At 69.0% G+C, this 23891-nt stretch carries 18 protein-coding genes and 1 tRNA gene; 13 read left to right on the forward strand and 6 right to left on the reverse strand.

The window, feature by feature from the left end; genetic code table 11:
* Positions 1–90 precede the first annotated feature (90 nt).
* On the reverse strand, positions 91–1443 hold the full coding sequence (locus BLR41_RS11355; protein ID WP_092628028.1) for a short-chain fatty acid transporter: 1353 nt from the start codon (positions 1441–1443) through the stop codon (positions 91–93).
* Positions 1444–1768: 325 nt separating this feature from the next.
* On the opposite strand from BLR41_RS11355, the gene BLR41_RS11360 reads away from it, so the two are divergent.
* A complete protein-coding gene (locus BLR41_RS11360; protein ID WP_218120083.1) occupies positions 1769–3571 on the forward strand; it encodes a gamma-glutamyltransferase family protein in 1803 nt (600 codons plus the stop codon).
* A 10-nt stretch (positions 3572–3581) separates the two neighbouring features.
* Here BLR41_RS11360 and BLR41_RS11365 read toward each other — a convergent pair whose 3' ends face one another.
* Complete coding sequence (locus BLR41_RS11365) at positions 3582–4025, reverse strand: SgcJ/EcaC family oxidoreductase (RefSeq protein ID WP_092628030.1); 444 nt, start codon at positions 4023–4025, stop codon at positions 3582–3584.
* Positions 4026–4575: 550 nt separating this feature from the next.
* Between BLR41_RS11365 and BLR41_RS11370 the strand changes: the two genes are divergently transcribed.
* From BLR41_RS11370 to BLR41_RS11385, 4 genes are all read left to right on the forward strand, one after another.
* Entirely contained in the window at positions 4576–5724 is a 1149-nt protein-coding gene (locus BLR41_RS11370) for an RtcB family protein (protein ID WP_092628320.1), read from the forward strand.
* Positions 5725–6132: 408 nt separating this feature from the next.
* A complete protein-coding gene (locus BLR41_RS11375; RefSeq protein ID WP_143013057.1) occupies positions 6133–6507 on the forward strand; it encodes a hypothetical protein in 375 nt (124 codons plus the stop codon).
* Positions 6508–6715: 208 nt separating this feature from the next.
* On the forward strand, positions 6716–7771 hold the full coding sequence (locus tag BLR41_RS11380) for a WXG100 family type VII secretion target (protein WP_143013058.1): 1056 nt from the start codon (positions 6716–6718) through the stop codon (positions 7769–7771).
* 165 nt (positions 7772–7936) lie between these two features.
* Positions 7937–11158, forward strand: a complete 3222-nt coding sequence (locus BLR41_RS11385; RefSeq protein WP_092628037.1) for a glycosyltransferase — start codon at positions 7937–7939, stop codon at positions 11156–11158.
* 60 nt (positions 11159–11218) lie between these two features.
* On the opposite strand, the gene BLR41_RS11390 is transcribed toward BLR41_RS11385, so the two are convergent.
* Entirely contained in the window at positions 11219–12475 is a 1257-nt protein-coding gene (locus BLR41_RS11390; RefSeq protein WP_092628039.1) for a hypothetical protein, read from the reverse strand.
* Positions 12476–12677: 202 nt separating this feature from the next.
* Between BLR41_RS11390 and BLR41_RS11395 the strand changes: the two genes are divergently transcribed.
* A complete protein-coding gene (locus BLR41_RS11395; protein ID WP_092628040.1) occupies positions 12678–13967 on the forward strand; it encodes an acyltransferase family protein in 1290 nt (429 codons plus the stop codon).
* A gap of 103 nt (positions 13968–14070) precedes the next feature.
* On the forward strand, positions 14071–14727 hold the full coding sequence (gene msrA, locus BLR41_RS11400; RefSeq protein WP_092628042.1) for a peptide-methionine (S)-S-oxide reductase MsrA: 657 nt from the start codon (positions 14071–14073) through the stop codon (positions 14725–14727).
* 242 nt (positions 14728–14969) lie between these two features.
* On the opposite strand, the gene BLR41_RS11405 is transcribed toward msrA, so the two are convergent.
* The 3 genes from BLR41_RS11405 to BLR41_RS11415 all read right to left on the reverse strand — a co-directional run bounded on the left by BLR41_RS11405 (position 14970) and on the right by BLR41_RS11415 (position 16693).
* On the reverse strand, positions 14970–15578 hold the full coding sequence (locus BLR41_RS11405) for a lytic polysaccharide monooxygenase auxiliary activity family 9 protein (protein WP_092628043.1): 609 nt from the start codon (positions 15576–15578) through the stop codon (positions 14970–14972).
* A gap of 476 nt (positions 15579–16054) precedes the next feature.
* A tRNA-Gly gene (locus BLR41_RS11410) sits at positions 16055–16129 on the reverse strand.
* A 162-nt stretch (positions 16130–16291) separates the two neighbouring features.
* Positions 16292–16693 (reverse strand): PPOX class F420-dependent oxidoreductase, encoded by a 402-nt coding sequence (locus tag BLR41_RS11415; RefSeq protein WP_092628044.1) that lies wholly within the window; start codon positions 16691–16693, stop codon positions 16292–16294.
* A gap of 284 nt (positions 16694–16977) precedes the next feature.
* Here BLR41_RS11415 and BLR41_RS11420 point away from each other — a divergent pair, with 284 nt between their 5' ends.
* The 6 genes from BLR41_RS11420 to BLR41_RS11445 all read left to right on the forward strand — a co-directional run bounded on the left by BLR41_RS11420 (position 16978) and on the right by BLR41_RS11445 (position 23849).
* Entirely contained in the window at positions 16978–17415 is a 438-nt protein-coding gene (locus BLR41_RS11420; protein ID WP_092628046.1) for a DUF983 domain-containing protein, read from the forward strand.
* Positions 17416–17526: 111 nt separating this feature from the next.
* Positions 17527–18999: a sensor histidine kinase gene (locus tag BLR41_RS11425; protein WP_425426905.1), complete on the forward strand. Its 1473-nt coding sequence runs from the start codon at positions 17527–17529 to the stop codon at positions 18997–18999.
* Between the two features lie 206 nt (positions 19000–19205).
* Positions 19206–20114 (forward strand): S49 family peptidase, encoded by a 909-nt coding sequence (locus BLR41_RS11430; protein WP_092628048.1) that lies wholly within the window; start codon positions 19206–19208, stop codon positions 20112–20114.
* A gap of 547 nt (positions 20115–20661) precedes the next feature.
* Entirely contained in the window at positions 20662–21585 is a 924-nt protein-coding gene (locus BLR41_RS11435) for a LytR/AlgR family response regulator transcription factor (RefSeq protein ID WP_092628050.1), read from the forward strand.
* Positions 21586–21621: 36 nt separating this feature from the next.
* Positions 21622–22014: a hypothetical protein gene (locus BLR41_RS11440; RefSeq protein ID WP_092628051.1), complete on the forward strand. Its 393-nt coding sequence runs from the start codon at positions 21622–21624 to the stop codon at positions 22012–22014.
* A complete protein-coding gene (locus BLR41_RS11445; protein ID WP_092628052.1) occupies positions 22011–23849 on the forward strand; it encodes a sodium/solute symporter in 1839 nt (612 codons plus the stop codon). Before BLR41_RS11440 ends, BLR41_RS11445 begins: the two co-directional genes overlap by 4 nt.
* Positions 23850–23891 lie beyond the last annotated feature (42 nt).

A 23891-nucleotide genomic window follows, 5' to 3' on the forward strand; every position in this document is an offset into this window, starting at 1 on the left:
CGCGACCCCCGGTCGCGTCAGGACACCAGCCGGTTCCCCGTTCGAGGCGCCCCTCGGAGCAGCGGTGACGGCGCTCTTCCGCCGTGGCGGTCAGAGGCTGACGAGGAGCATGGTCCCCACGAAAACCGCACCACTGACGACGAGCGTGACCGCGGTGAAGCCCAGGATGTCGCGGATGCGCAGCCGGGCCATCGCGAGTAGGGGGAGCGCCCAGAACGGCTGGATCATGTTCGTCCACTGGTCGCCGTACGCCACGCCCATGGTCACGACCGCGGGATCGACGCCGAGCTGTGAGCCTGCCTCCAGGAAGACCGGAGCCTGGACGGCGAACTGTCCACCGCCCGAAGGGACGAAGAAGTTCACGATGCCGCCGGCGAGGAAGCTCCACAGGCCGAGCGTGGTCTCGTTGGAGATCGAGACGAAGAAGTCGGAGAAGATCGTGATGAGGCCGGTGGCGCTCATGATCCCGAGGATGCCCGCGTACAATGGGAACTGCAGCAGGACGTCGCCGACGTTTCTCGCGGCCTGGGCACCGAGCCGTCCCAGTTCGCGGGGTGAGTCGATCAACAGCAGAATCAGGCAGAGAAACGTCCAGTTGACGATGTTCAGGGTGAGGGAGAATCCTTCCTGGGCGAAGTAGATCACCAGGTAGGCCAGTAACAAGGCGCCCATCGCGAGGGTGACCGCACGGGCGTTGTCGAGTCGCTCGGCCGGTGCAACGCCGGTTGTGGTCTCGATAAGACCGTTTTCCCGCTCCTCCGTCGTCCTGGCGTCTTCCGGGAATTCGATGATCCGCTCGTTGGAGCCGGGAGCCATCAGCATCATCGCGCCGACGACGACGAGCAGCGTCACGACGGCGGCGGTGATGTTCCACCAGGAGAAGATCGTCTCGCTGATCGGCAGCGGAGCACCGAGCTGGTCCTGGGCGAAGCTTCCCTCGGTGGCGGCGGCCAGCGGCCCAGAGCCGGAATAGCCCATGTGCCACACCACGAACCCGGAGTAGCCCGCGGCCACCAGCAGGGGGTAGTGCAGGCGCATCCCGCGCTCGCGACCGACCCGCGCGACCTCGACGGAGAGCAGCGCCGCGACGACCAGGCCGAGCCCCCAGGTGAGCAGGGAGGCGGCGCCGGCGCACAAGGTCACGAAACCGTACGCCTGCAGGGGTGTCCCGGGCACCCGCGCGAGTCGTACGAGCAGTCGGTGCACCGGTCCGGTGTGCGCCAGGAGATATCCGAGCAGCAGCACCAGGGCGATCTGGGTCATGAACTCGAGTAATCCGGTTAAGCCGTCCCCCCAGGCGCGGATCACCTCGACCGGGCCCGAGTCGGTCATACCCAGCGCCATCAGACCCACGGCGATCGTGAGTACCACGGCGAAGACGAACGAGTTCGGCAGCCATCGCTCGACCATCGCCACGAACGGTCGCGAGAGGGTACGCAACATCGGGAAGCTCACCTTCGAAATGCGGGGCGTCGAGAGATTCACCACACCCTAAGGGGGGTATCGCTCTACCGGAACCCGTCGACAGCGAACTTTGGACAGAGCTGAAAAATTGACGGCTCCCAACCGGAAATGAAGCGGTCGTCCGTATCAGGGCAGAGTGTTGACCCGCTCGACGGTAAGGGAACGTCTCATGTGGCGTGTTCTGTAGCAGGTGAAGGCGGCAGCCAGGGCGGGGAAGGCGGCGATAGGTTCCAGGACAGTCCGGCGAACCGAGGACAGTCCGGCGAACCGAGCCGCCGAACCCTCCCCAGATCGGAGTGAGCGCATGACCAGCCCCACACGACCCGAACTCGCGGGTACACACGGCATGGTCGCCTCGACGCACTGGCTCGCCTCCGCCGCGGGCATGGCGGTGCTGGAGGACGACGGCAACGCCTTCGACGCCGCCGTGGCGGCCGGATTCGTGCTGCAGGTGGTCGAACCGCATCTCAACGGTCCCGGCGGCGAACTTCCCGCCCTGTTCGCCACACCCGGCGGTCCCGTTCGCGCGCTCTGCGGCCAGGGGCCGGTGCCCGCAGCCGCCACCGTCGAACACTTCCGGGACGAACTGGGGCTCGAACTGATCCCGGGTTCCGGGCTGCTCCCGGCCACCGTGCCCGGTGCCTGGGACGGCTGGTTGCTGCTGCTGCGCGACTACGGCACCAAGTCGCTCGAGGAGGTCCTGCGGTTCGCGATCGGATACGCCCGTGACGGGTTTCCCGTGGTCCCGAGGCTGTCGGAGACCATCGCCACGGTGCGGGAGATGTTCCGCGTGCGCTGGCCGTCCTCCGCGCGGTTGTGGTTGCGCGACGGTGCCGCGCCCGGCGCGGGAACGCTACTGCGCAACCCGGTGCTGGCCCGCACGTGGCAGCGACTGCTGCGGGAGGGTGACGCGGCGGGAGGCGACCGGTGCGACCGCATCGACGCGGCCCGCCGAGCCTGGGCGCAGGGGTTCGTCGCCGAAGCGGTGGACCGGTTCGCGCGCAGCCCGGTCACCGACAGTTCGGGACGTTCGCACGCGGGGGTGCTTACCGGGCAGGACATGGCCGAGTACAGCGCCACCTACGAGGATCCCGTGACGCTGCGGACCTCCGGCGACGGGCGGTTGGCCAAGTTCGGCGCGTGGTGTCAGGGTCCCGTGCTGCTGCAGCAGCTGCGGCTGCTGGAACAGCTGCCGGTGGAGTACCGGGACGGGATCGCCACCGCGGAAACCGTGCACCACGCGGTGGAGGCGGCCAAACTCGCCTTCGCCGACCGGGAGGCGCACTACGGCGACTCGGCCGATCCGGGAGTGCTGTCGGAGCTGCTCGGTGCGGACTACACCGCCGCGCGTCGCGAACTGATCGGGCGACACGCGGCCGAAACGCTGCGGCCGGGAACCCCCGGCGGCCACGCACCACGGTTGCCCGAGTACGTCTCCGAGGCGCGAGGGGCCGGACTCCCGCCCGATCCCAGCGGGGTGGGGCTGGGGGAGCCGACGGTCTCGCCGAACGGGGACAGCAAGGGGGACACCGTGCACCTCGACGTGGTCGACCGCTGGGGGAACATGGTCTCGGCCACTCCTTCCGGGGGTTGGTTGCAGTCCTCACCGGTGATCGAGGAACTGGGGTTCTGCCTGGGGACCCGTGCCCAGATGTGCTGGCTGCGCGAAGGACTGCCGAACTCGCTGGTCCCCGGCCGCAGACCGCGCAGCACACTGAGCCCCTCGCTGTTCACCAGGGGCGACGAGCCCGTGCTGGCCTTCGGCACGCCGGGTGGTGACCAGCAGGACCAGTGGCAGCTGTGCTTCTGGCTGGCCCATGTGCACGGTGGGCTGGATCTGCAGGCGGCCATCGACGCGCCCGCCTGGCACACCACCGCGTTTCCGGCCTCGTTCTACCCGCGCGGCTGGCAACCGCGCCGGGTGCTCGCCGAGTCGCGACTCGGCGAGGCGACCTTCGAGCGGCTGCGGCGGCTCGGACACGAGGTGACCGACGCGGGCCCCTGGTCGCTGGGCAGGCTCTCCGCGGTCGGCAGGGACCCCGAGACCGGAATGTTGCGGGGCGCAGCCAACGCGCGCGGCGCGCAGGGCTACGCCGTGGGGCGATAGCCTCTTTCCCCTACTGCGCGACGACTGGTGTGTTCTGAGCCATGCGGATGCGCCACTGTCCAGCGGCGTCCCGCAGCAGTGTCATCGTCAAGATGGCTTCCAACGGATCATCGGCCTCCGCCGCCCGCTCCTCGGACGGGACAGACCTCTGGCGGGCACGGGCCACGGCGACCTCGGGGGTGAGGAAGGCGATGTTCTCGGTGGTGTAGCGCACCGTGATGTCTGCCAAGGGGCCGTTCGCGGCGAAGACGAAGGATTGCGCCTGATACAGCTGCTCGGCTCCCGATACTACGGTGCCGCTGAAGTTGACGAAGACCGTGTCCGGCGAGAAGAGGGCATTCATCGCCCTGGCATCGTTCTGATTGAACGCAGCCTCGTAGCGCGCCACGACCTCGGCGACTTCCGCTTCGCCGTTCGAGAAGCTCGTCCCTTCGAGCCCTTGCGCGGTCGGCATCGGATACCCCTAACTGTGTGGTGGTACTTCGACGTCGAGCCTCACACCTCAAGCGCGCTTCAGGTCAACGGCACTCGCGACGGCCACGTCGGTACTTCGTCGGCTGGCGCGCTGTGTCGGCGTTGCACGGTTCACCGGGACATCGACAGGATTCGCCGGTCGTGCCTTGGTGGCACCTCCGGTCACTCCCGTTCGCGAGGTGCCCTCGTTCGGCCCCGCCCACGGCGGCGATTTCGCGAGAAATCGACGCGGTACCGGTGATGCTCGTCGCTCCGCCGCGCCGCGGAGAACTCCCAGATACAGGGGCGGGCTTCCGGCGTCCTCGCAGGGCACGAAATCATTGGACGTCTTTTCCCGGCCGGGCTTACGGTTCTCGTGTCCCGTTCTCAGGTTTCCGCTCCCGTTGGGCTGGTTCGCGACGGCACCGCGATTGCGCGCGAAATCGCGGCCGCACGAAATCACCGCCGGAGAGCGTCCGATGTCCGTGCAAGGGTGAAGCGTCGTGACCGATTACCCCGTACTGCTGTCCGGTGCTCGCGCTCCCACCTTCATGTGGGCCGCCGAGCACGAGGTTGACTCCGCCGTGCTGGACCAGCTGCGCAACATCGCGGCCCTGCCGTGGGTGCACGGAGTACGCGTCATGCCCGATGTGCACCTGGGCAAGGGCGCCACGGTCGGTTCGGTCATCGCCATGCGGGATGCCGTGTCCCCCGCCGCCGTGGGGGTGGACATCGGCTGTGGCATGGAGGGTGTCCGGACCTCGCTGCGCGCCGGGGACCTGCCCGCCGATCTCGGTGGTATCCGCGCGAGCATCGAGCGCGCCGTGCCGGTGGGCTTCCGCGCGCACGACGAGGCCGTCGACCCCGCGCGGCTGGGCCTGAACACCTCGGAGTGGCAGGACCTCTGGAGGCGTTTCGGCGAGCTGCACGGCGGAGTGAGCTCGCTGGAGAGCAAGGCGGGCAAACAGCTCGGCACGCTCGGCGGTGGCAACCACTTCATCGAGGTGTGCCTGGACGAGAACGACGCCGTCTGGCTCATGCTGCACAGCGGTTCCCGGCACATCGGCAACCGACTCGCCGAACAGCACATCGCAGCGGCCCGCGAACTGCCGCACAACCAGGACTTGCCCGATCGTGACCTCGCGGTGTTCGTCTCCGACACCCCGCAGATGGCGGCCTACCGGCACGACCTGTTCTGGGCGCAGGAGTACGCGCGGGTCAACCGGCGGATCATGCTCGCCCTGACGATGCGCGCGCTGCGCGACTGCTTCACCGGACGGCGGATCGACTTCGACGAACCGATCTCCTGCCACCACAACTACGTGGCGGAGGAGACCATCGACGGTCAGCCCATGCTGGTCACCCGCAAGGGTGCGATCCGGGCGGGGAAGGGCGACATGGGACTCATCCCCGGCTCGATGGGCACCGGTTCCTACGTGGTCCGCGGCTTGGGGTCGGACGACTCGTTCCAGTCGGCGGCGCACGGGGCCGGGCGCCGGATGAGCAGGAACAAGGCCAAGAAAACGTTCGGTTCGCGCGACCTGCGGGAGCAGACCTCGGGAGTCGAGTGCCGCAAGGACGACGGGGTGCTCGACGAGATCCCGGGCGCCTACAAGGACATCGACTCCGTCATCGACGCGCAGACCGCGTTGGTGGAAGTGGTGGCCAGGTTGCGGCAGGTCGTCTGCGTGAAGGGGTAGAGAAGGTTCCGGTCCGCTCGGGCGGTCGCTCGGCGGAACCTCTCGTTCCGGGAGGCCCGACATCGGGTAGTCACTACACAACGTCGGGCCTTCCTCGCGAGAGCACCACGAGAGAACCCGCGGCGGTGTCTGTCGCGTGAGTGGTCGGAGTTCGGCCCGCGGGGTGGTTGGGGTTCGCCCTGCGTCGATGGCGCGGCGATTTCTCGAGAAATCGACGGAGTCCGGGGACACATCCACGAGAGTGCTGGGACATCCACGGGACCGCCGCACCGATCCGGTGCTGCGGGCCCACGGCTCCGGTCCGCTCTGCGAGACTGCGGACGCGGGTCTCCCGGCGTTCCGCCGTGAGCCCGCCCGCTGTCCCGGTGCCGAACGGAGAGGCTACGGCTGGTGAACCCTTCGAGTTCGATGAGCGAGGACGGGCGAGTCGTCGACCCGGTGCGAACCGGGGGACCACCCACGACGGGCCCCGGAGCCGGCTACTCGGTGGATCGGGACCGCATCCCGGAAGCCGTCGCCGAGTTGCGCCGCGCCCTGCACGCCCTGGAGCGGGCAGCCGACGAGGCGCGGGACAACGCGCCACTGACAGCCCCGGGTCACGACCCCTACAGTCGGCGTGCGGCCCACGAAATGGGGCCGAGACTGGTGACGGACTACCTGGCGGGCAACGAGCGGGAGCAGCGCGAACTGCGCGCGATGATCACCGATCTCGAGGACGCGATGCGGCGCTACGACGTGAGTGAGGACGAGGCGACTCGCGCGTCGCGCACCGCCTCGGAGTGATCCCGCTCTGGAGTGATCCCGCCCCGGAGTACCTCCTTCCGAGGCCGGTCCTGCCGGGAACCGGGAAGCACCGGATTGTCCCGAACCACCCGGACGACGATCGTCCTTCTGGCAGACTGCGCGGTGACGGGGATCGTACGTCGTCCGAAGTGGCGGCTCGGGCGATGTGACGGGCAGGGCGCTGTCCGAGGCCGAAAGGCGGTGGGGCGTGGATCGGGAAGCGGACGGCACGTCGATCGAGGGTGGCGCGCGGGCGGACCGCTCCGGTGCGGACGTCGAGGACGTGCCGGACTCGGAACTCCGCCCCGAGGGCGTGGATCCCGGCAGGATCCACGAATGGTTCCACCACGCGCCCGGTACCGACAGCATGGATCGTGCGGCCGAGAGCTGGAGCAGGGTCGCGGCCGAACACGGGGAGGCGGCCGAACGTATCGATGCCGCGATCGACGGGATCGGAGCAGCCTGGAGCGGTACCGCGGCCGAGGCGGTTCGGGACCGAGGCATGCGAGCTCGTGTCGCGGCCGACGACTCGGCGGAACTCGCGGAGCGGGCGGGTGAAGCGCTGCGGGCGCAGAGCTTCGGCTTCAACGAGGCCAAGAAGCAGGTGGTCGAGGTGAGCGGCCACTCGCCCGCGACGGGCCACTCATCCGCCCCGGGCGTCGCGGAGCGGGGTGATCCCGGTGCTGTCGTCGACGAATCGGCCACGATGGAGGAGAACCGGCTCGCGAACCAGACCGCCCTGCGGAACTACGGTGTGCGAACCACCGAGAACACCCACGTGGTGCCTCGGCCAGCCGAATCATCGTGGGAGTCGGCGGCCGCGTGGGGGACTGCTACCGCGGGGGAAACGGGCACCGCCCGGGACACCGAACCCGCGTGGGGTGCGGGCCCCGCCTCGACCGGCCCCACCGCACCGGATTCCGGCGATACGGGGGAAAGCGGAGCCCGTACCGGTTTCGGGGGAGAGGTGTCCGGCGCCCACCTCGCCGCCGGTGCGGCGGGACTGGCCGCCACCGGTGGTGCGGTACTCGGCGGTGGTGTGCTCGGTGAGCGGATGACGGGGCGCGGCGGGATCAGCGGACGCGGCTTCCCCGGTTTCCCGGGGTCGGCCGCGCACGAGCGAGACGACGACACCGAGCAGCCTGCTCCGGACCGAGTCACCGAGGACGAGGACCCCGACGAGTTGTTCGCCGCGGCGCCGGGAGCCGTTCCCGCGGTGCTCGGCTTGCTGCCCGCAGCGGAACGGGAACCGGCGGCCGAGTGACGCACGGCGGCACGAACCAACGGGTTGTCGTCCGGTGACCGACCCGTTCCGGACTGCTCACCGGACGGGGGCAGAATTGGCTACACGGTTGCTGGTGGCCGAGCTCGCACCGGTTGGGTGAGCGGCGGACTCGGACCGATGTCTCGTGCGTCGAAGGGGGGCCGAATGGGCGACAACGGTGATTCGGTAACGGAGCGTCCGCAGCGGTTGATCGAGTGGACCGGGGAGCGGTGCGTTCCGTGGGCCGACGACGCGCGGGTGATCTACGAGCACTACCACCGCTACGCGGTGGCGGCCCGCCTCGCGCGTGGCAAGCGCGTGCTCGATCTGGCCAGCGGTGAGGGGTTCGGCGCCGCCATGCTCGCGGCCCAGGCGGCCGAGGTCGTGGGGGTCGACATCGACCGCGAGGCCGTGCGGCACGCGGCGAGCAACTACACCGCCTCGAACCTGACGTTCCACACCGGATCGATCACCGATCCCGCGACGCTGGCCGAGGCGGGAACCTTCGATGTCGTGGTGTGTTTCGAGGCGATCGAGCACGTGGCCGAGCACGACGCCGTGCTCCGGCTCGTTCGGGCCAGACTCGCCTCCGGCGGACTGCTGCTGATCAGCACTCCGGACACCGCCGTGTACCACCACGAGCACGGCAACGACAATCCGTTCCACGTGAAGGAACTCGCCGCGCCGCAGTTCGAGGAGCTGCTGCGTGACTCCTTCCGGCACGTGGCGCTGCTCAAGCAGAACGTCGCCGTGGGGTCGCTGCTCACTCCGGCCGATCCCGGCGATCCCGACATCGCCGCCGACGGGGTGCGGCTGCAGACGCTGCGTCAGCTCGACTCCGGGGACTGGCAGGTACGGCAGGGCGTGGGGCACACCTATCTGTTCGGGCTGGCCTCCGATCGGCAGCTGCCGCAGCTCCCCGCCGCAGCGGTGCTGCTGGACGCGGATCTCAAACTCGCCCGCGGCGATTCCGGGGCGGATCACAGCGAGATCGTGGCGCAGCGTGACGCCGCCGTGGCCGATGTCGCTCGGTTGAACGAGCTGTGTCGCGCCAACCGGGCCGAGGCCGAGGAGTTCAAACGCACCATCGGCGAGCTGGAGTCGGCGCGGAGCACGGCCGAGGAGCGGGCTGTCGAGGCGGAGCGGGAACGTGACGGCTTGCGTGCCGAGCTGCGCGAGGCCCGACTGCGCTCCCGGCGCGAGTCGACTCGCAACGAGTGGTTGCGCGAGACCGTCACCGAACTGGAGTCCGAACTGGACAGTGCTCGTCGTCGGGTGGCCGAGCTCGCCGAACAGAACTCCGCGCTCGTGCAGCGCGCGGTGAGCAAGTACCGAAAGGTGGTCGAACGCGCCGCCCCGCGCGGCACCACCAGGCGTGACGTCTACGAGATCGCGATGGGGCGCGGCCCCTCCCACACGCAGGGGACGGTGGAGCGGGAGCCGCTGGCCGTGCCGCACAGCGCACAGCCCGAGGTGAGCGTGATCGTGCCGGTGCACGGCAAGTGGGAGTACACCAGGCAGTGCCTGCGCAGCCTGGCCGGGCACCGGGTGAGCACTCCCTTCGAGGTCGTCGTGGTCGACGACGCCTCCCCGGACGACAGCGCCGAACTGCTGCGGAGTTGTCCCGGTGTGCGGCTGGTGCGCACCGAACGCAATCTCGGTTTCGTCGGCGCCTGCAACCTCGGCGCCGAACACGCCCGCGGTCGTCAGCTGTTCTTCCTGAACAACGACACCGAGGTCACCGAGTCCTGGTTGGACGAGTTGGTCGACACCGTCGATTCCGACGAGCGCATCGGTCTGGTCGGCGCCAAACTGGTCTACCCGGACGGGCGGATGCAGGAGTGCGGCAGTGCCGTGTGGTCCGACGGCACCGGCTGGAATCTCGGCAGGCTGGGTGACCCGGAAGCGCCCGAGTACGCCGCGCTGCGCGACGTCGACTACTGCTCCGGCGCGGCACTGCTGGTGCGCCGTGAGCTGTTCGAGTCGTTGGGAGGCTTCGACACCAGGTACTCGCCCGCCTACTACGAGGACACCGATCTCGCGTTCGGCGTCCGTGCCGCCGGTTTCCGCACCGTGGTGCAACCGCGGGCTGTCGTGGTGCACCACGAGGGAGTCTCCAACGGCACCGAGGCCGGCTCCGGGATCAAACGCCACCAGGAGCTCAACCGCGGGGTCTTCGTCGAAAAGTGGCAGGGCACCCTCCGCGAGCAGCACCTTCCGGAGGCCGGAACCCGTAACCTCTGGATGGCGCGCGAGCGCGGTACGGAGGGACACTTCGGGCCGCTGGTGCTGGTCAAGGACCACCAGGTGCCGCGGCCGGACTACGACTCCGGATCGTTGCGCATGTGGCGGATTCTGGAGCAGCTCACCGCTCTGGGCGCACGGGTGGTGTTCTTCCCCGACAATCAGGCAGAGCTACGGCCTTACACCGACGAGCTGCGGCGCATGGGTGTCACCGTGCTCGCCAGGCCGGAACACCAGCACGCCTTCCTGAGCGAAGTGGGTTCCGAGATCACGCTGGCGTTGTTGTCCCGCCCCCAGGTCGCCTGGAGCCTGGTCGAGCGGTTGCGGGTCGACGCGCCGAGTGCTGTGATCGTCTACGACACCGTGGACCTGCACTTCGTCCGGCTGCAGCGGCAGGCGGAGCTGGCCGCCTCCGACGCGCGTGACCGGGATGCGGCAGCACTGCGCCGCAGGTCCTTCGCCTCCCGGCAGTCCGAGATCGGCCTGGTGCGCAGCTGTGACGTCACGCTGGTCGTGTCGGGGGACGAGCAACGCACGCTTTCGGAGCTGGTCGAGGACGTAGACGTGCGAGTCTTGTCCAATGTGCACGAAGTGCGGCTCGGTGCCGACGGTCCCGCCGGACGCGCCGACGTGCTCTTCGTGGGCGGTTTCGACCACCCGCCGAACGTCGACGCGGTGGAATGGGCGGTCCGCGAGATCATGCCGCTGGTGTGGCACCACTGTCCGCGGACCACACTGCACATCGTCGGCAGCAACCCGCCTTCGGAAGTCACCGCCCTGCGGGGGGCCGGAGTCGAGGTGCACGGCTGGGTCGACGACCTCACCGGGATCTACGACCGCACCAGGGTGACGTTGGCCCCGCTGCGGTTCGGCGCGGGCGTGAAGGGCAAGGTCGGCGAGAGCCTGGCCGCCGGGGTGCCGGTGGTCGGCACGAACCTGGCGATGGAGGGCATCCGGCTCACCCCCGAGCGCGATGTTCCGGTCGCCGACGACGCGGCCGGGCTGGCCTCCCGACTCGTGCGGGTGCTCACCGACGACGCCGAGTGGCGCCGGTTGTCCGAAGTGGGCGGCCACGCGGTGGCCGAGCAGTTCGGACCGGGCGTGTGCCGGGAAACGCTGCGGGAGCTGCTGGAACTTCGTTGACCCGGCCGGGGCGGTTCGCCCGTGGAACCGCCCGCGCTCGCCGTGGTCCCGCCCCCGGAATCACTCGCGGATCGTCGGTGGCGTCTTCGCGAGCTGGTCGGTCAGCAGCTTCTCGAACAGCGCGCGTGCGTCGCTGCCCGGCGCGTCGACCGCCTGCACGTCCAGGATCACGGTCCAGCCGTGGCTGGTGTAGGCGGTGCGCAGCGTATCGCCCGAGGAGTAGACGTCGACGCCCTGATAGGACAACTCGTCGATGACCGTCAGCGCCCCCTGCTGTTGGAGGTACTTCCGGGTGAGCTCCCCCGCGGTCGCCTCGTCGGGCATCTCGATGGCGATCATCGTCGTGCGCACCGGCACACCGTTGGCGTCGGTTCCGGAGTAGCGACCGTTGACAATGCCGTTGTTGAGCGCGAACTCGCGCACCGGTTTGATCAGGGCGCCCGAATGTGGTCCGGACAGCGCCGTCCTGCCCAGCGGTCCGTTGAAGGGATGGGGCTTCCCCTCCGGCGTCGGAATCAGCACTTCCTCGGCGTTGCCGGGAGCCGGTTTGACGGCCGGGGGCTCCGGCAGCGGCGGAGTCGTCGAGGTGGGCGTCGAGCTGCTCGTGGGCTGCGGGGGTGTCGCCTGGGGCGTGCCCTGTGAGGACAGCAAGTAGAACACCACCGCGACGGCGACGCCGAGCACCAGCACGCCGCCGACGGACAACCCCACGGTTCTGCCCGTTTTGGAGGATTTGCCCACCGTCTCGAAGACCTCGGGGCCCTGCCGCATCCAGCTCGGGTCACCGTGTTCGGCCGGAAACTCCGAGTTGCCCCAGGGAGTGCCGCTGCCACCGCCCCAGGAGTACTGGCCCCACTGGAACTGCTCGTTGGGGCGCGCCTGCTGGTACTGCCCCTGGCTGGGCCAACCGTGCGGTGGGCTGGGTGGTTGTTGCTGGTAACCCTGCTGCGGGAGGTCCTGCTGCCCGCCGGGAGACTGTGCTCCGGTGTTTCGCACCACCTGGGTGCTGTCGGACTGCCCCTCGGCGTCCCCGCCGTACTGCTGCCAGCTGAAAGCGGGCGGGAACGGGTTCTGCTGTGCCCCGGATTGCCCACCGTAGCCGCCCGAGCTCTCTCCGGGGGCGACGGAGTGCTGCGGCCAGGAGTGCCGCTCGCCCGGATCGGGCTGCTGCGCGGGTAAACCACCGGACGGACTGTCCGATTGCTCCGCTTGGGCACGGCCCAACACGGCATCGCGCCGCTGCCGGTACTCATCGGCGGAGATCCGTCCCGCCGTGAGTTCCGCGTCCAATTGTTGCAGCTCGTCTTGCCAGGTCACCGCTGAGCCCTTTCCGGATTACACCACCGCGCCCCAATCGCGGTCGATTCCATCATCGCACTCCTGCGGGGGTTTGTGGTCACTACCCGAAAACGATCCGCGGGAGCGGGCCGTCGTACCTACCCCGCTCGACCGGCTCGTCCGAGCCCGGAGATCCGTTAAGCTACTCCGCGTCTTCGCAGTCGTACGGTGAGGTTCGGGGATGGGTGAACGCGTGTCACGCGCCGAACGCACGCATCCCGAACGGTTCGCCCCGCCGAGCCACGGGTTCGCCTGGCTGCGGATGATCGGCGCGCTCGTCGTCATCTACGGCCACAGTTATCCGCTGGTCAGCGGGAACGACATGTTCCCCCCGGAATGGCCGGTCCAGCCCGACCACGGGCTGCTCATGGGTTTCTTCGCCATGAGCGGTTTCCAGATCACCGGCAGTTGGGTGGGTGACCCCCACCCCGTCAGGTTCGCGGCGAAACGAGTGCTTCGGCTCTGGCCGCCGATGCTGAGCGTCTCCCTCTTCGTCGCGCTGGTGCTCGGCCCACTGGTCACCACGCTGCCGTCGGCCGAGTACTTCGGCGAGCAGCGCACCTGGGGCTACGTCGTCGGCAACACCGGGATGGTGACACTGCGGCACCACCTCCCCGGCGTGTTCGCGAACAACCCGTGGGACGGCTCGGTGAACGGCTCGCTGTGGACACTACCCATGGAGCTGATCGCCTACGCGGGACTGTGGCTGCTGTTGCTGGTGGGAGCGGCACGCCGACGCAGCCGCTGGTTGGCGGTGCTGGCGCTGGTGGTGTTGGTCGTGGTGGACCGCAGGATGGCGCACGCTCCCGGACCGGACTCCCCGGGATCGCTGCTGAGCGTGCCCGTCGAGCCGTTGCTGTCCTTCCTGGTCGCCTTCGCCATCGGGGTCGTGCTGCGGCTCTACTCGGTTCCCCGCTCACCGCTGGCCGCGACGGCGGGACTGCTCGCGTTGGCGGCCATGCCGATGAGCGAGGCCACCGCGTTCTGGATGACTCTCGCGGTCAGCTACGCGGTGATCGTCTTCGGGCACCACTGGCCCGCCCGCGCAAGCGTCCCGGGAGTTTGGGTCAACGGCAGCTACGGCGTCTACGTCTGGGCCTTTCCGATCCAGCAGACCCTCGTGCTGGCCGGGATCGGCAACCAGTGGGTGCTGCTCGCCCTGGCCGCGCCGATCGCCTACGTAGCCGGAACGCTGTCGTGGCGGTTCGTCGAGGAACCCACCATGCGGCTGCGGCACTACATCGCGCCGCGTCGTGCACCCGGCACCGCTCCCGCCGGCACGGTCGGGCCGCCGGTGGACCCGGCGAGTGCTCAGCGGGAGGACCCACCGACCGAGCCGATCGGTTCCCCGCCCTCGGTTCCGGTGGAGCCCCCCGAGGAACGCACCACGCCCGCGCTGCCCCGCGTACCTCCTTCCGGCTCCGGCGAGGGGAGTCGGCTTCCCGAACCGCCCGACCGCAGCCGGGGATGAACGCGGTAGGTACGACTCCCACCACGGGACGAGCGATGCCGCCCCCGCCGCGCTAGGCACGCACAACCGCTCTCCGGGCGGCGCACCGCTGTAGCCTGGGGGTATGGCACTGTTCGGCAACAAGACCCGCATGATCGAGCCCGCCGAGGCACTCCCGGGGCGCTCAACTCCGCTGCACGTCCCCGAGCGGCACGCCGTGTATCCGGACCGCACCATTGTCGGCCCCTTCCCGGAGGGGACCGAACGAGCGGTGCTCGGCATGGGGTGTTTCTGGGGTGCGGAGCGGACCTTCTGGCGAACCGAGGGCGTCTGGACCACCGCGGTGGGCTACGCCGGTGGCTACACCCCTAATCCGACCTACGAGGAAGTGTGCAGCGGCAGGACCGGGCACACCGAGGCCGTGCTCGTGGTGTTCGACCCGAAGGTGATCGACTACGCCGGTGTGCTCAAGGTGTTCTGGGAGAACCACGACCCCACCCAGGGGCTGCGGCAGGGCAACGACGTCGGTTCGCAGTACCGCTCGGCCGTCCTGACCGTGGACGAGCGTCAGCGCGAGGTCGCCGAGGCCAGTCGGGAGCGGTTCCAGCAGGCGCTGACCGAGGCCGGGCACGGCGGCATCACCACCGAGATCGCGCCGCTCGGTGAGTTCTACTACGCGGAGGGCTACCACCAGCAGTACCTCTCCGAGAGCAAGAACCCGAACGGCTACTGCGGGATCGGTGGGACCGGGGTCGCCTGCCCCACCGGGCTGGCCGTCTGAATCCCCGGCGGTCCGGGTCCGGAGCCGCCCGGGGCGGGCTCTCCCGCACCGCGTACGTTTCGCGCGAAATCGCCGCGCCCCGGCAGCCGGGGCGCCCTGCCGGACGTGATCCGTCCCGGCGCCGCAACGGTGGCGCCGGGACGGATTATCGGTGATCACGGTCGGGGCCCGTCACGTCCGGGTTTCCGTGGCGTGGTGCTCCCGAGACCCGGGCGTTCGCGACGTGCGCCGCCGCGTCGACGTCAGCTGAAGTTGACGTCCGAGCAGGTGTAGAAGGCGTTCGCGGTGTCCGCGACCTCCCAAACACCGAAGATCAGGTGTTTGCCGCTCTTGTCACTGGGCAGCTGACCGGTGTGGGTGACGGTGAAGTCGGGCTGCGCACCGTTGTAGTCCACCGTGAAGAAGGGTTGCAGCTCCAGGTCGCTGCGGGTCAGCTGCTGACTCGGGTCGTAGCTGTCCTTCGTGATGAAGTAGCGGAACGACTCGGTGGAGTGCGCCGCGGTGAGCTCCCAGCGGAACTGCAGGCTCTGCCCCGCGTTCACGTCGGTGGCGGGCCAGTTGCCGTTGCGCGGCTCGTCGAGCTCGGAGAACCGGCTGTTGCCGCCGCTGCAGAGCTGGCCGTCGGAAGGACCGCCCGAGGGGAAGTTCCCGGGCCCTTCCACGCTCTGCGGCTCCCACTGGATGGAGCCGCAGTCGCTGACAGTGCCCTCGGCGCAGTACGCCTGCCTGCTCATCGGGTTCTGCGTGTAGCCGTGGCCGACGGCGGCACCCGAGGTGACCATGGGAAGCGCCAGCGGTACGACCGCGAAGGCCGTGATGCCGAGCGCCCGCTTGATCCGTTTGGTGAGCATGGGTACTCCCTTCGTTGCTCGTTGTAACCGGAAAAGCTACGGATGAGCTCGGGGCCGTCGGCAGCTCCGTTTCGCGTAATCCGAGGCGGATGATCACCATCACTTTGGTCCAGACCTCATAACAGGTTCTGGTCTAGACCTATAGGCCGAATGGCGTAGCGCACCACTCTGTCAGGTGGGGAAAGTGCTCGTCTCTTGCGCCGCTGCGGGACTGCCCCGAGCACGCGGAGCCGAGCGAGCACGTCCGTCGGGTGCGGAGTTCGTCGGCGCCTCCGACCGGGGTCGGACGAGGCCATCGGCAAGGGGCCATCGCGCGCTCCGCACGCCACGGGAGTCCCGGCGGTTTCGGGGGAAATCGACGCCGCCCGACTCGGGAATCCCGCGACCTCGCAACTCACCGGAGCTCGTGGTGCCGCGTGGAGTCGCCGTACCGAAGAAACGAAGAACCCGCCGGGGCTCGCCCGGCGGGTTCTTCGTGGAGCGGATGACGGGATTCGAACCCGCGACCCTCACCTTGGCAAGGTGATGCGCTACCGCTGCGCTACATCCGCACGATCCGTATTCGACTCTCACACCGGCCCGTCGGCCGCTGTGACAACTACTCTAACCCATGCCGGGCGGGCGCGGAAAAGGGGGGTCGGCACGGCCCTCACCCCTCCTCGTACGTGCCTGGAGGCCCCGCGCGGGGCTCGCCACGCGGCGGAAGTGCTCGATCAGGACGGGCCCGCACGTGTCGGTTCGACACGCAGTACCACCCGTCGCTCCGCCCACATGGCCGCGCGGTACTGCTCCCAGTCCTCGTGCTCACCCGAGATGTCGCGGTAGTACTCCTCGAGCAGCGGCATCGCCTCGGGCAGCCGCACGATCTCGGCCGTGCCGTCCACCTGGATCCACCGGCCGAAGAACTCGTCGGGCAGCACGCACAGCCACACCCGCCGGTCCCTGCCGATGTTGGCGACCTTGGCGGTGTTCGCCTTGGTGCTGACGGTGATCCGACCACCGGAATCCACAGTGGCCAGTATCGGACTCAGCTGTGGCTCACCGTCCGAGCGTCGGGTGGCCAGCACGGCGTGGTGCTGTTCGCGCACGATTCCGCGTGCCCGGTCCAGATCCATCGAACCTCCCGGTCGTCGCTGCCCGGGAGCCGGTCCGGCTCTCCCGCCAGCCGACTCCTCTATCGGTGCTTCGCCCGCGCCGCGGCTTTCGCCCCGGGTTTCGTGGGTGTTCGGCACCACTCCCGATGGTTGAGCCCACCTCGATTCCTCCGGAAGAGTAAAACCGCGGTCGTGTTCGGCGCATCCGCGGAACTCACGCGGTACGGTGGGATCACGGTTGCCGATCAAGCCGGTACGGGCCGTCGCTGGCCCGGACCGTGCCCGACCAGTGCGTGGAGGCGGTAATGAACCGCGCGGTACGTGGTTCCGACGGTCGGAGATGGACCCTCAAGACCAACATCGAGTGGAGTGATCCGCTCCAGGTCGACGAGTGGGAGCTCGATGTCAGTGGCGGTCGTTCCCCCGGCGTCGTGATGGGGACGATCGTGTTCGTGATGATCGCGGCGTTCCTCCTCTGGACACCGACCGCCGTGATCGTCCCGATCTGGGTGGTTCTGGCGCTGCTCGTGCTGATCCTGTTCTTCCCGGTCCGCTGGTTGGTGCGCAGGCCGTGGACGGTCATCGCGGACACACCCGGCGACACCGACGAGCACCCACCGGAGCGATGGGTCGGCGTCGTACGCGGGGCACTCACGGCGCGGCAGGAAAGTGCCCGGGTGGCGCGCAACATCGAGCTCTACGCCGAACCGGACATGAACGGAGCACTGCAACCGGTGGAGTGATCGGCCGCCATATGGGTGAGCCGCTGCCTCGTCGAACCGCTCACCGACGAAACGGGCTCACTGGTCGTGGTTTCCTTGATTCCGCGCGTGATGACCGTGAATATATGAAGTGTGCTCGAGCTGTTGACTGAGCGGACAGTGCTCACCGTGATCGCCGCGCTGGCCGTGCTCGGCATGTTCGTGATGCTGTGCCGTTCACGCCGAGTCAGCACGTCCAAGGAGGACGCGACGCTGGCGGCGTTGCACAACGTGACCAGCGCCGCGCCCCACCTGCGCCGGGGACTCGATCAGGAGTCGGCCGACGAGACCGCGCCCCACTTGCGAGCCCTGCTGTCCTGTCTCGCCGTGGGAATCGTCGACCCGGAGGGGACGCTGCTCGCCTGGGACGGCGGTGCCAACCACCACTACCGCGACACCACCGAGAGCATCGAGCGGGCCCTGCGCACCGGCAAGAGCGAGTACGTGGACCACTCCGACATCGTCTGCGACGAACGTCCCTGCCTGATGCGGCACGTCGTGATCGTGCCGCTCGAAGTGGAGGGGCTCAGCCGGGGTGCACTGGTGCTGATCACCGCGGGGGAGCGGAGCCGGTTGATCCGGGCCGCCACCGAGGTGGCCGAACACGTCACCTCGCAGCTGCGGTTGGCGGAACTCCAGGTGTCCCAACAGAAACTGGCCGAGGCGGAGGTCAGGGCGTTGCGGGCGCAGATCTCGCCGCACTTCGTCTACAACTCGCTGAACACGATCTCCGCGCTGATCCGCACCGATCCGGATCACGCCAGGGAGCTGATTCAGGAGTTCGCCGACTTCACCAGGTACTCGTTCCGGTCGAACGAGATGTATACGACCCTGGCGGACGAGATGCGCAACATCGACCGCTACCTGACGTTGGAATCCGCCAGGTTCGGTCCGGAGCGGTTGAACGTGCAGCTCAAAATCGCACCCGAGGTGCTTCCCGTGGTACTGCCGTTCCTGGCGCTGCAGCCGTTGGTGGAGAACGCGGTGCGCCACGGTCTGGCGAAGAAACCGGGTGGCGGGACGCTGTCGGTGGCCGCCGAGGACAACGGCAACGAGGCACTCATCAGCGTCGACGACAACGGGGTCGGCATGGACCCCCGGGAGCTGGAACTGGAGCTGGAAGGCAGCCACACCGAGGGGTCGCACGTCGGCCTGGGCAACGTCAACGACCGGATGCGCGCGACGTTCGGCAACGACTACGGGTTGGTGGTGGAAACCGAACGCGACGCGGGGATGAAGGTCATCATGCGGGTGCCGAAGTTCGCGCCCGGAGTCCGGCCCCTCGCGCGTGAGCCGTTCGAGGAGATGGACTGTCCCCAGGTGCCTCCCGACCCGGAGCCCGATCCCGAGCCGCTACAGGAGGAATGGCGGGTCGAATCCGATGGCACGGCTCCCCAGGAATTCGGGCCAGGGGAGTACGGAACCGGGGAGTTCGACACAGTGGATTCCGAGACAGCGGATTCCGACACGGCGGAGGCCGACACGGCGGAGGCCGACACGGCGGATTCCGACACGGAGCAGCCCGTACGGGAAGCGATCTCCTCCGACTCCTCCACGGCAGGCTGAAGCGCGTTCCCGTGCTCTCGGGTCCGTCCGCCGGGCCCGAGCGATCGGCCCGGCGGGCGGAGCCACCGGTCCGGGGTGCCGGGCGGATCCGTGGCCGGGGCGCTGCGCCCGGTAACCGGGTACACGGGTGAGTGCCGCCATCCCGCTCGCGGCCCGGCGCGCGGTCGAGTCGTCGACGGTGCGTTTATCGGCAGTAACGTGGGGGCATGAACGACAAGTCCTCCCAGAAATTCACCGCCACGCTTTCGGACAGGATTTCGGAGAAACTGCCCGGAAAACTGGCCGAACGCGCCGAGCGGGGCCCGGTGGTGCCCGTGGTCAAACTGCACGGCCCGATCACTCCGACGCCGTCGCCGGTGAGCCGCCCCTCGATATCGCTGCACACCGTGGAATCCGCACTGACCCGCGCGTTCTCCTTCGACCGGCTGTCCGGCGTGGCGCTCGTCATCAACTCACCGGGCGGTGCCGCCACGCAGTCCGCCCTGGTGGCCGAACGCATCCGGAGCCTGGCCGCCAAGAAGGAGGTGCCGGTGCTGACCTTCTGCGAGGACGTGGCCGCTTCCGGGGGGTACTGGCTCGCCTGTGCCGGGGACGAGGTCTATGCCCACGCGAGTTCGATGGTGGGATCCATCGGCGTGGTCAGCGCCGGTTTCGGGATGGAGGAACTCATCAGGCGGATCGGGGTCGAACGCCGGGTGCACGCCGCGGGTCAGCACAAGACTCGCCTCGACCCGTTCCGCCCCGAGAACGCCGAGGACGTGCAGTGGCTGCAGGGCATGCAGCAGGAACTGCACACCCAGTTCGCGGACTGGGTGCGGCAGCGTCGCGGGAACTCGTTGGACGAGTCCACCGAGGACCTGTTCTCCGGTGAGGTCTGGACCGGAAGGCGAGCCAAGGAACTGGGGCTGGTGGACGGACTCGGCAACCTGCGTGACGTGGTGTCCCAACGGTTCCCCGAGTCGCACCTGGTGTCGGTGGAACCGCGCAAACCGCTGCTGGCGCGGTTGGGAATGACCGGTCCCGCCGGTGGAGCCCAGGGGTTGGCGGCCGGGATGGCGCAGGCGCTGTTCGACACCGCCGAGAACAGGGCCACTTGGTCCCGCTTCGGGCTTTGAAGTTGATTCCCGGCTCGGTGGTCGCGGGTGGTGCTGTGGCGGAACCTCGCGCACGGCTCTCGCCGCGGGTGCCCCGACATCGGGTAGCGCCCTACACAACGTCGGGGCCGTCCCCGCGAGAGCCGCACCGGAGAACCCGCGGCGGTGCCGCCCGCGAGGGCGGTCGGAGTTCGGCTTCGCGGCGAGTGGCCCGGCGATTTCGTGGGAAATTGACGCCGGCGGGGCCGCACCGCCCCCAGTGGAGCGTCGATTTCGCGAGAGAGCGAGCTCGCCCCGAGCCGGAGCCGACACATGCACCGGACCGCGGTGACCCGCACGGTCGTTTCCCTCTGACGAGGGAAAATCGGCGAAGTGTTGCATCGATCGTGCGAATGCGGTCGTACCCACCCGGCGAAACGTGAATGCGGGGGCTTAGGTTGAATGCGGTGAGTGTGTTGACTCACTCACGGTCGGTTCGTTCCGGACGGTTCCACGGGCGGACTCCACGACGTTCGGTGGAGTCGGCCGTGGACAGTGCCCGGTGTGCTCGGGAGGATTGGGCGTTGCCGTGAGTACCCCATATCGCATCAACGGTTCCCGTGATCGCGTAGAACGCGCCGGTTCCGGTGCCGGCGGTTCGGACGGTGGCGGGCTCGTAGTGCTCGTCGTCGACGACGAGGAGCCGGGAATCACGACGACCCGTGACATGCTCAACGGCAATTCACGGGTCGGCAAGGTGCTGACCGCCTTCGACGCCGCCGAGGCGCTGCGGCTGCTGCGGCAGGACAACCCGGATCTCGCCGGACGCCCCTCCGACGCGCCCCTGGTCGACGCCGTTTTCATCGACGTCGCGATGCCGGGACTGACCGGAATGGACCTCGCCAGGGTGCTCTTCTCGTTCGAGAACGCCCCCGCCCTGGTGTTCATAACCGCCCACGGCGAGAACGCGCTGGAGGCGTTCGACCTGGGGGCCATCGACTACGTCATGAAACCGGCCAGCCCGGAACGGATGGAACGGGCGCTGCGCAAGGTGCAGCGGATCAGCACCCCGCTGGAGGGCTCCTCCGGCGACCGTTCCGCCCTGAACGCCGGCTCGACCGGTGCGGCGCTCGAACCGGCCGGACAGGACGACCACTCGGTCATCCCGGTGGAGCTCGGCGGCACCACCCGCCTGGTGCAGCGTTCCCAGGTGCGCTGGGTGGAGGCCCAGGGGGACTACGCGCGGCTGCACACCGACGAGGGCTCCCACCTGGTGCGGATTCCGCTCGCGCAGCTGGAGGAGAAGTGGGCGGACGCCGGTTTCGTCCGCATCCACCGGTCCTATCTGGTCTCGTTGAACCTCATAAACGAGCTGCGCATGTCGTCCTCCGGATATTCGGTGTTGATCGCCGGAGGTCAGTACCGCGAGACTCGTGAACTGCCGGTCAGTCGCAGGCACACCAGGGAACTCAAGGACCGGCTGGTGCGGTCACCCCGGCCACCCCGGGAATGACCCCGCGGGCCACCACTTCTAAGAGGGTCGACGAACGTGACTTCCAGCAGAACATCCGCCTCGCAGCAACGTCCCCCACGTCGTAAGCGGGTCGTGCTCGCGGACCGGCGCGGCGAACGCCGAGTCCCCCGCACGATCATCGAGCTGGAGGACCAGAGCAGCATGGGCGAGGCGATGGTGCGCGGGCTGGTGCGGGCCCAGCTGCGTACCTCGCTGCTGCTGGCGGGCATCAGCGTGCTGGTGCTCGGTGGACTTCCGATGCTGCTGCGCTGGGTGCCCCTCCTCTCGGAGATCCGGTTGTGGAACATTCCGCTGCCGTGGCTCGTCCTCGGGGTGCTGCCCTTCCCGTTCATCCTGCTGATCGGTTACGCGGCCACCCGTGCGGCGGAGCGGCACGAACGCGAGTTCGCCGAGTTGGTGCAGCGGTGAATCCGTGGGCTCTCGGCGGTGTGGTGCTGATCGCCGTCGGCACGTTCGGGCTGGCGGTGTGGGGATCGCGCGGTGCCCGCACCACCTCGGACTTCCTGCTGGCCAGACGTATGGTCGGTGTGGAGCGGAACGCCGCCGCCATCGCGGGTGAGTACCTCTCCGCCGCGTCGTTCCTCGGAATCGCCGGGCTGCTGCTCAAGGACGGCATCGAGGCGCTCTGGTACCCCATCGGCTACACGGCGGGCTATCTGCTGCTGCTCCTGTTCGTGGCCGCACCGCTGCGTCGTTCCGGTGCCTACACCCTCCCGGACTTCGCGCAGGTCAGGTTGGACTCCGGGCGCGTGCGCACCCTCGCCACCGTGTTGGTGGTGCTCATCGGCTGGCTGTACCTGGTGCCGCAGCTGCAGGCGGCGGGCGTGACTCTGGCGACGGTCACCGGTATCTCCTACGCGGGCGGCATCGTGCTGGTGGCGATCGTGGTGCTCACCGGGGTGCTCAGCGGCGGGATGCACGTGGTGACCCTGGTGCAGGCGTTCCAGTACGGCGTCAAGCTCTTCGCGATAGCGGTGCCCGTCTTCGTGTTGTTCTTCGTTTTCCTCGGGGACGACGCGCAGCACCGACGTGGGCTGGACCAACCCACCTCGCCGGTGTTCGAGCGGGCCACCACCGTCCACATCGAAACGGACGTGCGGTTGCGCGTCACCAGCCCGGTGTGGGTGAAGGTGCTGTCCGGCCCCGGTCCGGAGCGGCTCAGCGGGCCGGTGCGGCAGGACGAGCCGACCGGCGGGACGGTGTATCTCGCTCCCGGGATGCACTCGGTGAGCGCGGATTCCGAGTTGCGGTTTCCCGCGGGCAGCACGGTTCCGGTGGTCGACGACGCGGAGCCGAACAACCGCGCCTGGCTGTCGCCGCAGGACGGTGACTCCTACGAGCTCTTCGAGACCTATTCGCTGATCCTGTCGACCTTCCTGGGGACGATGGGGTTGCCCCACGTGCTGGTGCGGTTCTACACCAACCCCACGGGGCGAAGCGCCCGGCGCACCACGCTGGTGGTGCTGGGCCTGTTGGGGTTGTTCTACCTGTTCCCGACCGTGCTGGGCGTGCTTTCCCGGTTCTACGTGCCGCAGCTGCTGGTGAGCGGGGAAACCGACGCCGCGGTGCTGCTGCTCCCGACGGCGATGCTGCAGGGATGGCCGGGGGAGCTGGTGGGAGCGATCACCGCGGCGGGCGCCTTCGCGGCTTTCCTGTCCACCTCCTCCGGGCTGGTGATGAGCGTGTCCGGGGTGCTGTTCACCGACCTGTTGCCGGGCAAGCTCTCCAACTTCAGGCTCGTGGCGCTGGGGTCGTGCATCCTGCCCGCCGCGCTGGCCGTGATCGCCATCGGCCGCGACATCTCGCAGAGTGTCGGATTGGCTTTCGCCATGGCCGCTTCCACGTTCTTCCCGCTGCTGGTGCTCGGTATCTGGTGGCGCGGGCTCACCGCGGTCGGCGCGACGAGCGGTCTGGTCGTGGGCGGCGGTCTCGTGCTGCTGGCGGTGTTCCTCGGCGCGTTCCTCGGCGACGGCTACGGGTGGTGGTCCGCTGTGCTGCTGCAGCCCGCCGCGTTCACCGTTCCGCTGGCCTTCGCGGTGACGGTGCTGGTGAGCAAGCTGACCGCTCGAAGGGTTCCCGAGAACACCGGTCGCGTCATGCTGCGCATGCACACCCCCGACCGCCTCGGATTCACGCGGGACCGCTCGGCCGAGCACCACGCCGCCGAGCAGGACAGCCCCGCGACCGTCCCGAGCCGCTCCAACGGTCGTCACCGCCTCAGGCGCGGCAGGCGTCGCCGTTGAGCACGACACCCCGCCGCGGCGGGCAAACAGGTGAAAACTGGC

The sequence above is a fragment of the Actinopolyspora mzabensis genome (assembly GCF_900101095.1).
Classification (GTDB): domain Bacteria; phylum Actinomycetota; class Actinomycetes; order Mycobacteriales; family Pseudonocardiaceae; genus Actinopolyspora; species Actinopolyspora mzabensis.

What these genes read in the sequence shown, in the direction of transcription:
- BLR41_RS11360 (WP_218120083.1), top strand. Translation starts at nt 1,769, where the DNA reads ATGACCAGCCCCACACGACCCGAACTCGCGGGTACACACGGCATGGTC.
- BLR41_RS11420 (WP_092628046.1), top strand. Translation starts at nt 16,978, where the DNA reads ATGAACCGCGCGGTACGTGGTTCCGACGGTCGGAGATGGACCCTCAAG.
- BLR41_RS11355 (WP_092628028.1), bottom strand. Translation starts at nt 1,443, where the DNA reads ATGTTGCGTACCCTCTCGCGACCGTTCGTGGCGATGGTCGAGCGATGG.
- BLR41_RS11385 (WP_092628037.1), top strand. Translation starts at nt 7,937, where the DNA reads ATGGGCGACAACGGTGATTCGGTAACGGAGCGTCCGCAGCGGTTGATC.
- BLR41_RS11415 (WP_092628044.1), bottom strand. Translation starts at nt 16,693, where the DNA reads ATGGATCTGGACCGGGCACGCGGAATCGTGCGCGAACAGCACCACGCC.
- BLR41_RS11365 (WP_092628030.1), bottom strand. Translation starts at nt 4,025, where the DNA reads ATGCCGACCGCGCAAGGGCTCGAAGGGACGAGCTTCTCGAACGGCGAA.
- BLR41_RS11430 (WP_092628048.1), top strand. Translation starts at nt 19,206, where the DNA reads ATGAACGACAAGTCCTCCCAGAAATTCACCGCCACGCTTTCGGACAGG.
- BLR41_RS11405 (WP_092628043.1), bottom strand. Translation starts at nt 15,578, where the DNA reads ATGCTCACCAAACGGATCAAGCGGGCGCTCGGCATCACGGCCTTCGCG.
- BLR41_RS11395 (WP_092628040.1), top strand. Translation starts at nt 12,678, where the DNA reads ATGGGTGAACGCGTGTCACGCGCCGAACGCACGCATCCCGAACGGTTC.
- msrA (WP_092628042.1), top strand. Translation starts at nt 14,071, where the DNA reads ATGGCACTGTTCGGCAACAAGACCCGCATGATCGAGCCCGCCGAGGCA.
- BLR41_RS11370 (WP_092628320.1), top strand. Translation starts at nt 4,576, where the DNA reads ATGTGGGCCGCCGAGCACGAGGTTGACTCCGCCGTGCTGGACCAGCTG.
- BLR41_RS11375 (WP_143013057.1), top strand. Translation starts at nt 6,133, where the DNA reads ATGAGCGAGGACGGGCGAGTCGTCGACCCGGTGCGAACCGGGGGACCA.